The sequence below is a fragment of the Alsobacter sp. R-9 genome (genome assembly GCF_054612375.1).
The window spans coordinates 229,632-241,034 of sequence record NZ_JBTSWJ010000009.1; the positions used below are offsets into that span (position 1 = coordinate 229,632).

The 11,403-nt window shown below is 70.5% G+C and carries 9 protein-coding genes and 1 tRNA gene; 8 read left to right on the forward strand and 2 right to left on the reverse strand.

Going from position 1 to position 11,403, the window contains the following annotated elements:
- The first annotated feature begins 10 nt into the window (after positions 1–10).
- A complete protein-coding gene (cobT, locus tag ACX9GQ_RS16155) occupies positions 11–1,909 on the forward strand; it encodes a cobaltochelatase subunit CobT (protein WP_459630590.1) in 1,899 nt (632 codons plus the stop codon).
- Positions 1,906–2,952 carry an esterase-like activity of phytase family protein gene (locus tag ACX9GQ_RS16160; protein ID WP_459630591.1) on the forward strand — a complete coding sequence of 349 codons (1,047 nt, stop codon included), beginning with the start codon at positions 1,906–1,908 and terminating at the stop codon, positions 2,950–2,952. The genes cobT and ACX9GQ_RS16160 overlap by 4 nt, the downstream gene beginning before the upstream one ends.
- A 6-nt stretch (positions 2,953–2,958) precedes the next feature.
- Here the strand turns inward: ACX9GQ_RS16160 and ACX9GQ_RS16165 are convergent, their stop codons facing one another.
- Both ACX9GQ_RS16165 and rpmB read right to left on the reverse strand, forming a co-directional pair.
- Positions 2,959–3,564, reverse strand: coding sequence for a queuosine precursor transporter (locus ACX9GQ_RS16165; protein WP_459630592.1), 606 nt, complete (start codon positions 3,562–3,564; stop codon positions 2,959–2,961).
- Positions 3,565–3,652: 88 nt separating this feature from the next.
- Complete coding sequence (rpmB, locus tag ACX9GQ_RS16170; RefSeq protein ID WP_459630593.1) at positions 3,653–3,940, reverse strand: 50S ribosomal protein L28; 288 nt, start codon at positions 3,938–3,940, stop codon at positions 3,653–3,655.
- Between the two features lie 284 nt (positions 3,941–4,224).
- Between rpmB and ACX9GQ_RS16175 the strand changes: the two genes are divergently transcribed.
- The 6 genes from ACX9GQ_RS16175 to ACX9GQ_RS16200 all read left to right on the forward strand — a co-directional run bounded on the left by ACX9GQ_RS16175 (position 4,225) and on the right by ACX9GQ_RS16200 (position 10,975).
- Positions 4,225–5,109, forward strand: coding sequence for a DUF3108 domain-containing protein (locus ACX9GQ_RS16175; protein ID WP_459630594.1), 885 nt, complete (start codon positions 4,225–4,227; stop codon positions 5,107–5,109).
- Between the two features lie 625 nt (positions 5,110–5,734).
- Positions 5,735–9,037, forward strand: a complete 3,303-nt coding sequence (locus tag ACX9GQ_RS16180) for a helicase-related protein (protein WP_459630595.1) — start codon at positions 5,735–5,737, stop codon at positions 9,035–9,037.
- Between the two features lie 42 nt (positions 9,038–9,079).
- Entirely contained in the window at positions 9,080–9,349 is a 270-nt protein-coding gene (locus tag ACX9GQ_RS16185; protein WP_459630596.1) for an RNA-binding S4 domain-containing protein, read from the forward strand.
- A gap of 114 nt (positions 9,350–9,463) precedes the next feature.
- The gene (gene fdxA / locus ACX9GQ_RS16190) at positions 9,464–9,802 is read left to right on the forward strand and encodes a ferredoxin FdxA (RefSeq protein WP_459630597.1); all 339 of its coding nucleotides are present in this window, start codon (positions 9,464–9,466) and stop codon (positions 9,800–9,802) included.
- A gap of 381 nt (positions 9,803–10,183) precedes the next feature.
- A complete protein-coding gene (locus ACX9GQ_RS16195) occupies positions 10,184–10,768 on the forward strand; it encodes a CarD family transcriptional regulator (RefSeq protein WP_459630598.1) in 585 nt (194 codons plus the stop codon).
- A gap of 122 nt (positions 10,769–10,890) precedes the next feature.
- A tRNA-Leu gene (locus ACX9GQ_RS16200) sits at positions 10,891–10,975 on the forward strand.
- Positions 10,976–11,403 lie beyond the last annotated feature (428 nt).

Genomic DNA, 11,403 nt, shown 5'->3' on the forward strand with positions numbered 1-11,403 from the left:
CGGCGCCCTGATGTCGACCTCGAACCGCAAGCCGCCGCAGGCCAAGGAGGCCCCGTCCGAACCGTTCAAGCGGTCGGTGGCCGGATGCCTGCGCGCCATCGCGGGCAAGACGGAGCTCGAGGTCACCTACGGCACGGACCGGCCGTCGCTGACCCCGGAGCGGGCCCGGCTGCCCGAGCCGCCGCGCAAGATGACGCCGGGCGACGCGGCCGTGCTGCGCGGCCACGCCGACGCGATGGCGCTGCGGCTCGCCTGCCACGACAACGGCATCCATCGCCGCATGGCACCTGAGGGGCAGGCGGCCCGCGCGGTGTTCGACGCGGTGGAGCAGGCACGGGTCGAGGCGATCGGCTCGCGGCGGATGGCCGGCGTCGCCGGCAACCTGTCGGCCATGCTCGAGGACCGCTACCACCGCGGCAACTACCACGAGATCACCGACCGCGCGGACGCGCCGCTCGAGGACGCGGTGGCGATGATCGCGCGTGAGCGGCTCACGGGCCTCAAGCCGCCGCCGGCGGCGCAGCGCATCGTCGACCTGTGGCGGCCCTGGATCGAGGAGCGCGCCGGCGCCGAACTCGACAAGCTGGGGACGTCGCTGGAGGACCAGCGCGGCTTCGCCCGCTCCGTCCGCGACCTGCTCGTCAGCCTCGACATGGCCGACGAGGCCAGCGCCGACCAGGACGAGAGCGAGGACGACCAGGCCGAGGGCGAGCAGAGCCAGGAGCAGGAGGACCAGCAGGGCGAGTCGGAGGAGCAGTCCGCCTCCGAGCGCAGCGAGGCCGAGCGCTCCGACGAGGCGTCGGACGAGATGGAGGAGGGCATGTCGGAGTCGGCCGAAGGGCCGACCGGCGAGATGCCCGAGGACGTCGACGAGGCCGACGGCGACGATCCCTCCGAGGCGTGGCGCCCGCCGACGTCCAGCACGCGCGACCAGCGCGGGCCGGACTACAAGGCCTTCACGTCGAAGTTCGACGAGGTCGTCTCCGCCGAGGACCTGTGCGACGCCGACGAGCTGACGCGCCTGCGGGCCTACCTCGACAAGCAGATGAGCCACCTGCAGGGCGTCGTGGCGCGGCTTGCCAACCGGCTGCAGCGCCGCCTGATGGCGCAGCAGAACCGGGCGTGGGAGTTCGACCTCGAGGAAGGCACGCTCGACCCGGTGCGCCTGCCGCGCATCATCATCGATCCCTACCAGCCGCTCTCCTTCAAGCGCGAGAAGGACACCAACTTCCGCGACACGGTGGTGACGCTGCTCATCGACAACTCCGGCTCGATGCGGGGGCGGCCGATCACCGTGGCGGCGACGTGCGGCGACATCCTCGCGCGGACGCTGGAGCGCTGCGGCGTGAAGGTGGAGATTCTCGGCTTCACCACGCGGGCGTGGAAGGGCGGGCAGGCGCGCGAAGCGTGGCTGCAGGCCGGCAAGCCCGGCAATCCCGGCCGCCTCAACGACCTGCGCCACATCGTCTACAAGGCCGCCGACGCGCCGTGGCGCCGCGCGCGCAAGAACCTCGGGCTGATGATGCGCGAGGGCCTGCTCAAGGAGAACATCGACGGCGAGGCGCTGGACTGGGCGCACAAGCGCCTTCTGGCGCGGTCGGAGCAGCGCAAGATCCTGATGATGATCTCCGACGGCGCGCCCGTCGACGATTCCACGTTGTCGGTGAACCCGGGCAACTACCTGGAGCGGCATCTGCGCTGGATCATCGAGGAGATCGAGACGCGCTCCCCCGTCGAGCTCATTGCCATCGGCATCGGCCACGACGTGACGCGCTACTACCGTCGCGCCGTCACCATCGTGGACGCCGAGGAGCTCGGGGGCGCCATGACGGAGAAGCTGGCCGAGCTCTTCGACGACACCGCGCCGGCGCCGGTCGCGGCCCCACGGCGACGGGTGGCCGCGGGTTGAAGCCGCGGACGGGCCCCTCGCGCCGCAACGCCCTTGCCCTTCTCGGCCTCGGCGGGGCCGGGGCCGTCGCCGTCGCGTTCGCCCACGGACGCGCGGCTTCGGAGACCCTCACCGGGATCACGCCGATCGCCGTCCGCAGTTCGCCGATCCGCACGTTCTCGCTGCGCGACGACAGCCTGCGGCGGTTCGGAAGCCTCGACTTCGTCGGCGGCCTCGAGCTCACCTGCAGCGACGAGCGTTTCGGGGGCTGGTCGGGACTCGCCATCACGCCCGACGGCCGGAAGCTCACGACCCTGTCGGACCGTGGGACTTGGATGGCGGCGACCCTGGAGCTGCGGAACGGCGTTCCCGCCCGCGCCACCGATGCGGTGCTGGCGCCGATCCTCGGTCCGGACGGCCGGCCTGTCACGGGCACGCGGCGCTACGATACCGAGAGCCTCGCCATCGCGGGCGGCGTCGCCTATGTCGGCGTCGAACGGACCCACGAGATCCTTCGCTTCGCGCTCGGCCGCGACGGCTTCGCCGCGCGCGCGGAGGTGCTGCCCCGCCTGCCGGGCGCGAACGAGCTGCGCGCGAACCAGAGCTTCGAGTCCGTCGCGATCCTTTCGGCCGGTCCCCACGCGGGCGCGGTCATTGCGATCGCCGAGCGTCCGCCGCGACGCGATCCCGACCGCCCGACGGTTCCCGGCTGGTTCGTGACGGGACCCGGCGGGCAGTTCGAGGTGGTCCGGGAAGGAGCGTTCGACCCGTCCGACGCCACGGTGCTTCCCGATGGCGACCTCGTGATCCTCGAGCGCAGCTTCGCCTGGCTGGACGGCGTGGGCATGCGCATCCGCCGCGTCCCGGCTGCCGAAGTGCGGCCGGGGGCGAGGCTGGTCGGAGAGGAGCTGATCCGCTCCGACATGCGCAACCGGATCGACAACATGGAAGGGATCGCCGCGCACCGGGACAGCGACGGGTCGACCGTGCTGACGCTGATCTCCGACGACAATTTCTCGATGCTGCAGCGGACGCTGCTTCTGCAGTTCCGGATCGTCGGCTGAGACGGTTCAGCCCGCGGGCGTGCCGGCGACCTCGATCGGCCTGACGATGCCGAGGAGAGCCCCGTAGGGCACCAGCGCGAGGAGCGCGATCAGCATCTTCACGGCGAAGTCGCAGATGGCGAGGCTGACCCACAGCGGCATGGTCCAGTGGCCGAGGAAGGCCACCTCGCCCGACATGGCGGCGTCGCCCGCGAAGGCGAGAGAGAAGAAGAGCGCCGTGTCCAGCGCCGAGCCGACGATGCTGCCGACGAGCGGCGCCCGCCACCATTCGCGGCGGCGAAGGCCGTTGAAGACAGTGACGTCCAGCATCTGGCCGACGAGGAAGGCGGTGCCCGAGGCCAGCGCGATCCGTGGCGTGGCGAGCGCGATCGACAGCACCACGGCGACGACGAACCCGACGGCCACGAGGCGGCGGGCCATGCCGACCCCGTAGCGACGGTTCGTGAGGTCGGTCACGAGGAACGACACCGGATAGGTGAAGGCGCCCCAGGTGAGGTAGTCCGCGAGCCCCCAGTACGGAAAAGGGTGCTGCACGAGGACGTTCGATGCGACGACGACGAGCGTCATCGCCAGCACGGGCAGGGCGAGGGCCCTGGTCATCGCCATGGTCATGGGTGCACCCGGAGGCTGTCTCGGACACCGGAAACAAAAAACCCCGCCGCGAGGCGAGGTTTCGTCGTCCGGCGAGGACGCTGGAAGATTACTGGGCAGCCGCCTTCTTGGCGATCTCGCGCTTCAGCTCGCGCGCGCCCTGCGACAGCTCGTCCTCCGAGGCCTTCGCGAGGAAGGCGTCGAGGCCGCCACGATGCTCGACCGAGCGCAGCGCGTTGGCCGACACACGCAGGCGAACGGAGCGCTGCAGCGCGTCCGACTGCAGCGTCACATTGAACAGGTTCGGCAGGAAGCGCCGCTTCGTCTTGCGGTTCGAGTGGCTCACCAGATGACCCACCTGAACGCCCTTGCCGGTCAACTCGCACCGACGCGCCATGGCTCAACGTCCTTATCTTGCTCGGGATGCCCCGGAAATCCATGGACCGGCGCATGGTGGAGACCGCTTTCGTCCAGAAAGACGGAAGGCGGCCAAGGCCGCCCGCACCACGCAGCAATCGATCGTCGCGGCTCTATAGTCGAGGGGTCCGGCAGCGTCAAGTCGGCGCGGGGCGCGCGAATCAGTCACAATGCCGGCCACGAATCCGCCGGGGTTGCCCGCTTGGCTCCCGGGTCGCACGCACTACCATACGATCGGCACGGGCAACGGCTCAACGGATGGACATGGCGAAGGACACTGGCCGCGGACCGGACAGCCGGCGGACATGGCGCCGCGGCGCGATCGCCGTCGTGGCCGGTGCCGTCTTCGCCGCGGGCGCGGCCCGGGCCGACCAGATCGACATCTCCTACGACCTGAGCCTCGCCGGCCTGCCGATCGGCACGGCGACGCTCGGAGGGACGGTGAACCGCGACAACTACAAGATCGATGTCCGCGCGAAGATGACCGGGCTTGCCGGCATGATCACCGGCGGGCGCGGCGCAGGGTCGTCGTCCGGCGGCACGGCCGGCGGCCGGCCGGTGCCATCGTCCTACGCGCTGGTCTCCACCGGCTCGAACGGCACCTACAGCGTCCGCATGGCGCTTGCCTCGGGCACGGTGGCGGCCCTCGAGATCAAGCCGCCGCTCGACGAGAAGATCGACCGCGTGCCTTTGCAGGACCAGCACAAGCGCAACGTGGTCGACCCCGTCAGCGCCCTGCTGATGCCCGTCGCCCGCAGCGGCCCCCTCCTGGACCCCGCCTCCTGCAACCGCACCATCCCGGTGTTCGACGGCGCCGGCCGGTTCGACGTTGAGCTGACGTACGCGTCTAGGGAGACGATCGACATTCCGGGCTACAAGGGTCCGGTCATCGTCTGCGCGGCCCGCTACACGCCCATCGCCGGGCACCGCACCAACCGCAAGTCGACGCAGTTCATGGCGGACAACCGGGACATGGAGACGTGGCTCGCCCCCGTCGACAACGCCAGGATGCTCGTGCCCGTGAAGATCTCCGTGAAGACGATGGTCGGCACCACCGTCATCGAGGCGAACAAGTTCTCGACGACGCGTTCCACGGCGTCGACCACGGCGCCCGACGCCGGCCGCAGCGCTCCCGCCGGCGCGAACTGACCTCGTTGCGGATATCCCGGCGACCGGGCCCGCGCTGTCTCCCTTCGGTCCCCACCCTGTCCCGAACCGGGACGAGTTCGTGAGCGGTTTCTCGCGAAGAATGCGACAGCGACCAGCCCGGGATGGCGGGTCACTGCCCCGGGACGGCTGCTTCCGCCCCTTGAACGGCCGCGCGAAGCAAGCCCGTCGCGATTCGTGCATCTCGCGTTCACCGTGCGGCTCCTTCGTTAATGCGTGCGACGGCGGCGTCGGACCGGCCGGTCATCTCCGGTTCACGGGCCGGTGACGCCCAAGCTGTCCCTCGATCGTCCCGGCAGGGCCCGAGTCGTCCCGGATGGTCCGGCGAGTCGAGCCGAGTCGAAGGCCGGCGTCCGGCGGCCCCTGGCGAGTCTTCGTCGCCCGGCGGCGGTGTGTTCGACTCGCGGGTGCCATGGTGGAACATCCGCTCTTCGTCACCATATCTTGTGGTGAACGGAACAAGACTCGGAGCGAGTCAGCGATTCGCCCCGGATTCGTTCCCGCCGCGTTCCGCACGTAAACCATTGCCGGCGGCCCAGCGCGGCGTGGTAGACAGAGCGGCGGTCCGCGCCGCGCCCTGCGCCGTCGGCGCGTGAAGAAGGTCCCGATGCTCCCCCGTTCTCTTCCAGCCTCCATCAGGGCCCGGGGCGTGACGGCCGTCCTCGGGCCGACCAACACCGGCAAGACGCACCTCGCCATCGAGCGGATGATCGGCCACGGCTCCGGCCTCATCGGCCTGCCGCTGCGCCTGCTGGCTCGGGAGGTCTACCAGCGCGTCGTGGACCGCGTGGGTGCCGATGCCGTCGCGCTTGTCACCGGCGAGGAGAAGATCAAGCCGGCGGGCGCCCGGTTCTGGGTGGCCACCGTCGAAGCCATGCCGCGCGACCTCGAGGTGCCGTTCGTCGCCATCGACGAAATCCAGCTCGCGGCGGATCGCGACCGCGGGCACGTCTTCACGGACCGGCTGCTGAACATGCGCGGACGGGCGGAGACGCTGCTCATTGGCGCCGCCACCATGAAGCCGCTGATCGAGCAGCTTCTGCCCGGCGTCAGCGTGGTCTCGCGTCCGCGGCTTTCGACACTGCGCTTTGCCGGCGAGAAGAAGATCACCCGTCTGCCTCGCCGCTCGGCCATCGTCGCCTTCTCGGCCGATGAGGTCTACGCCATCGCGGAGCTGATCCGCCGCCAGTGCGGCGGGGCCGCGGTCGTGCTCGGCGCGCTGTCGCCGCGCACGCGGAACGCGCAGGTGGCGCTCTACCAGTCCGGCGACGTCGACTACCTGATCGCCACCGACGCGATCGGCATGGGGCTGAACCTCGACCTCGAGCACGTTGCCTTCGCCGCCGACCGCAAGTTCGACGGCGCCATGCACCGCCGGCTCACTCCCGCCGAGTTCGGACAGATCGCCGGCCGCGCCGGCCGCCACCTGCGCGACGGAACGTTTGGCACCACCGGGCGTTGCGAGCCGTTCGATCCCGAACTGGTCCGCCAGCTGGAGGACCATACGTTCGATCCCGTGCAGATCCTGCAATGGCGGAACCCCGACCTCGACTTCGGCAGTCTGCCGCGGCTGATCGCGTCGCTCGAACGGACGCCGGAGGAGGCGGGGCTGACCCGTGCCATCGCGGCAGACGACGTCGTGGCGCTGGACATCACCGCGCGGGATCCGGAGCTGCGCGGCTACGCCACGACGCCGAAGGCCGTCGAGCGGCTGTGGGAGGTGTGCCAGGTGCCGGACTACCGGAAGGTGGCACCACAGGCGCATGCCGACCTCGTGGCCACGCTCTACCGGCAGTTGATGCGCGACGGGCGCCTTGGGACGGACTGGTTCGCCCGGCAGGTGGCCGAGGTCGACCGCACCGACGGCGACATCGACACCCTCTCCAACCGCATCGCCCAGGTGCGGACCTGGACCTTCGTGGCCAACCGTCCGGACTGGCTTCGTGATCCGGAGCATTGGCAGGGCGTCACCCGTCAGGTAGAGGACAGGCTGTCCGACGCTCTTCACGAGCGACTGGCACAACGGTTCGTGGATCGGCGCACCAGCGTGTTGATGCGCCGCCTAAGAGAAAACGCGATGCTCGAGGCTGAAATCACGGCGGCGGGGGACGTGCTCGTCGAGGGCCACCACGTGGGCCGGCTGCAGGGGTTCCAGTTCGCGCCCGACCCGCAGGCGGGCGGGCCGGACGCCAAGGCCCTGCGCAATGCCGCCCTGAAGGCGCTGGCCGGCGAGATCGACGCGCGCGCCGCGCGCCTGTCGGGCTCGGGCGACGACGCTTTCGTCCTGTCGAACGACGGGGCCATCCGGTGGCAGGGCGAGGTGGTCGCCAAGCTTGGCGCCGGCGACAAGCTGCTCGAGCCGCGGGTGCGCCTGCTGGCCGACGAGCAACTGACCGGCGGATCGCGCGAACTCGTCCAGAACCGGCTCGACCTGTGGCTCAAGGCGCATGTCGAGAAGCTGCTCGGCCCGCTCCTGAAGCTCGAGAATCCCGAGTCTCTCGCCGGCATCGCCCGCGGGCTCGGCTTCCAGATTGCCGAGGCGCTGGGCGTGCTCGAGCGGTCGCGCGTCGCCGAGGAGGTCAAGTCGCTCGACCAGGAGGCGCGCTCGGCGCTGCGCACGCTGGGCGTGCGCTTCGGCGCCTACCACCTCATCGTGCCGGCGCTGCTGAAGCCGGCGCCGCGTGGCCTCGCCTCGCAGCTGTGGGCCCTGAAGCACGGCGGCCCCGAGGTGAAGGGCCTCGACGACATCCTGCATCTCGCGGCCTCGGGCCGCACGTCCATCCCGGTCGACAAGGACGTCCACAAGGGCCTCTACCGCGCGGCCGGCTTCCGGGTGTGCGGGGAGCGCGCGGTCCGCGTCGACATCCTGGAGCGGCTCGCCGACCTCATCCGGCCCGCGATCCATTTCCGCCCGGGCGTGACGCCCGGTACGGCGCCCGCCGGCGCGGCCGATGGCGAGGGTTTCGTCGTGACCACGGCGATGACCTCTCTGTGCGGCTGTTCCGGTGACGACTTCGCCTCGATCCTGCGCTCCCTCGGCTATGTCATGGAGCGGCGGAAGGGACCGGCGATCACCGTCGCTCCCGTGGAAGCCGAGACCGCGGCGGTTGGCGCTCCTGCCGGAGCGGAGGAAGCCCCTTCGGCCGATGCACCGGCGGGCGATGCGGCCGCCGAGGCGGCGGCGGGTCCCGCGGCCGCTCCGCCGGATGATGCACACGTGACGCCCGACGCGCCGCCGCTGGCAGCGGAGGCGTCGGCCCAGGCCGAGCCGGCGGTCGAGACGGTGCCGGAGGCTGCGGCAGCGCCCGCGGCGGCTTCGACCGACGAACCCGCGGCCGCCGAAGGGGCCGGCGAGGTGGCCGCCGACGTGCCGGCCACCGAGGCCCCGCCGGCGGAGGAGCAGCCGCTCATCGAGGTCTGGCGCCAGCACCGCCACCAGGGCGGGCGCCACCAGCGCGACCGCCGTCCGCAACAGCGGGCCGGTGGAGGCCGCGACGGACAGGACCGGAACCAGCAGCAGCGTGGGCGCGGCCCGCGCCGCGAGGGAGACCGCCCGGCGGCCGCGACGGCGCAACTCGCCTCGCCGGCGGCGGAAGGGTCCGAGCGGCCGCAGCGGGAGGGCCGGCCCGGCGGGCCGCGGCCCGACCGCAACCGCGACGGAGAGCGCCGCGAAGGCCGGCCCGAGGGGCGCCCGGAGGGCCGTCCCCCGCGCCACGGCGACCGTCCCCGGCAGGACCGGGGCCCGCGTTCGGACAAGGAGCGCGGCGGGCGTGACCGGGGCGGCGACCGCGGAGGTGACCGGACCTGGAGCAGCGAGCGTCCCGCGAGGGACAAGGCGCCGGATCCCAATTCGCCCTTCGCCAAGCTGCTGGCCCTGAAGGCCGAACTCGAGGCGAAGGGGAAGGGCTGACGCTTGGCCCGCCGCCGACCCGAAACCCGGGACGACGCCGGCGTGGCAGAGGAGTCCCAGCGCCTCGACAAGTGGCTGGTCTATGCGCGTTTTGCGCGCACGAGAACACTCGCCTGCGAGCTGGTCGAAGGCGGCCGCGTCCGCCTGAATGGCGTCCGCACGACGAATCCCGCGAAGATCGTGGGGCCGGGCGACGTGCTCACGCTGGCGCTGCCGCACGCCACGCGTGTGGTGCGTGTCCTGGGGGCGGCCGAGCGACGCGGCTCCTACGGCGAGGCACAGAGGCTCTACGACGACGTGGGGCAGGCATGACCGCAGCGAAGCCCGGCCGGGCGTCGGCTTGCGGACCGCTGTCAAGTCGGCTAGGCAGTTTGACCGAGCGAGACCCCTGACGTCGGCCGGCCTTGAACCGGCCCGGAGCCTGCCATGACGTATGTCGTCGTCGAGAATTGCATCAAGTGCAAGTACATGGACTGCGTGGAAGTGTGTCCGGTGGACTGCTTCTACGAGGGCGAGAACATGCTCGTCATCCATCCCGACGAATGCATCGACTGCGGCGTGTGCGAGCCGGAATGCCCGGCCGAGGCGATCAAGCCTGACACCGAGCCGGGGCTGGACAAGTGGCTCAAGCTCAATGCCGAGTACGCCAAGACCTGGCCGAACATCACCGTGAAGCGCGACGCTCCCGGTGACGCCAAGGAACACGACGGCGAGGCCGGCAAGTTCGAGAAGTACTTCTCGGCCAACCCGGGCGAAGGCGACTGACGCCAAGCCTGCGCCAAGCGCCCGCGGATGACGCGGCTGGGCCCCTCCAGCGGGCCCTCGGCAGCCGAAAGCTTTTGATTCGGCGCCCAAATTATGGTAGCTTTCTTTTTGTGGTCGATTTTCCCCGACACGCTGCACGCGCAGTCCTCTTCCCAAGCCGTGACGCTCCTCTGAGTGACGTCGCCCGGGTTTGCGGCAGGGTCTCGCATGGTCTCCCGTCCACTGGAGGCGGGCCTGCGGCTTCGGTCATCGGCTGAATGGTGCCTGCGACCTGGACTGGGAGCGTCCAGCCCGGGTCGTCATCCTGTTGCGCCGGTCCCGCCGGCCCTCGCGTAGAACAGAGCCGGCCCCCGGATGGCCGGCCTCGGAGAAGACCTGGACATGACGAACGCCAAGAAGAACTCCAACCGTCAGGGTTACCGGACGGGTGAGTTTGTCGTTTACCCCGCGCATGGCGTCGGGCAGATCGTCGCCATCGAGGAGCAGGAGGTCGCGGGCTTCAAGCTCGAGTTGTTCGTCATTTCCTTCGAGAAGGACAAGATGACGCTGCGCGTGCCGACGGCGAAGGCCGCCAGCGTGGGCATGCGCAAGCTGGCCGAGAACGCGCTCGTCGCCAAGGCGCTCGAGACGATCACCGGCCGCGCCCGGATCAAGCGCACCATGTGGTCGCGCCGCGCCCAGGAGTACGAGGCGAAGATCAACTCGGGCGATCTCATCGCCATTGCCGAGGTGGTGCGCGACCTGCACCGCTCCGAGGCGCAGCCGGAGCAGTCCTATTCCGAGCGCCAGCTCTACGAGGCGGCCCTCGATCGCATGGCCCGCGAGGTCGCGGCCGTGAACCGGCTGCACGAGGGCGAGGCCCTGAAGCTCATCGAGGCGCAGCTCGCCAAGTCGCCGAAGCGCGGCAAGACGGCCGATGCCGAAGCGGCCCCCGAGATGGACGACGTGGAGGAGGAAGCGGCCTGACCGCGCCTCCCATCTGCTGAACGATCGATGCGAAAACCCGGCTCCTGCCGGGTTTTTTCGTGACGCCCCCGCCGATTGACCTTCGGAGGGCGGGCGTTATGATCCCGCCGCCGTCGAAGGCGGCCCCTGTGGCGGAACTGGTAGACGCGACCGACTCAAAATCGGTTTCCGCAAGGAGTGCTGGTTCGATTCCGGCCAGGGGCACCATTCGGACGCAAGTCCTCTCAGCCATCCTTCGCCGCCAGTCCTTCGGCAACGTCCCGACGTGCCGATGCGCGGCTGCCGGGCACGGCACGGGGTCTTGTGGGCGCATCCCCGTGCCGGGCGACATGGCGGTGCGAGAAGCGGTGCTCTAGCCGTCCGCCAGTGTCCCGACGGGGCATCGCGTCCGGCCTTGCGCTGCGAAGGGGAGCCGATTGCCCTGACAGGGCTGCCGAACGGTTAACGGCAATCAAGGCCTTGAAGCATTCAAAAGCGGCACTGCGTGGCTCAAATGCAACCATTTGCTGCGCATCGTGAGCTATACTGTGCCAGACGCTTGGCCTTTGGCCGGGCGCAACTCCGGAGATTGACGATGAAGCGTGTTTTCCTGCTCGCGACGGTGGCTGCCGTGATGGCCGCGCCGGCGTTCGCGG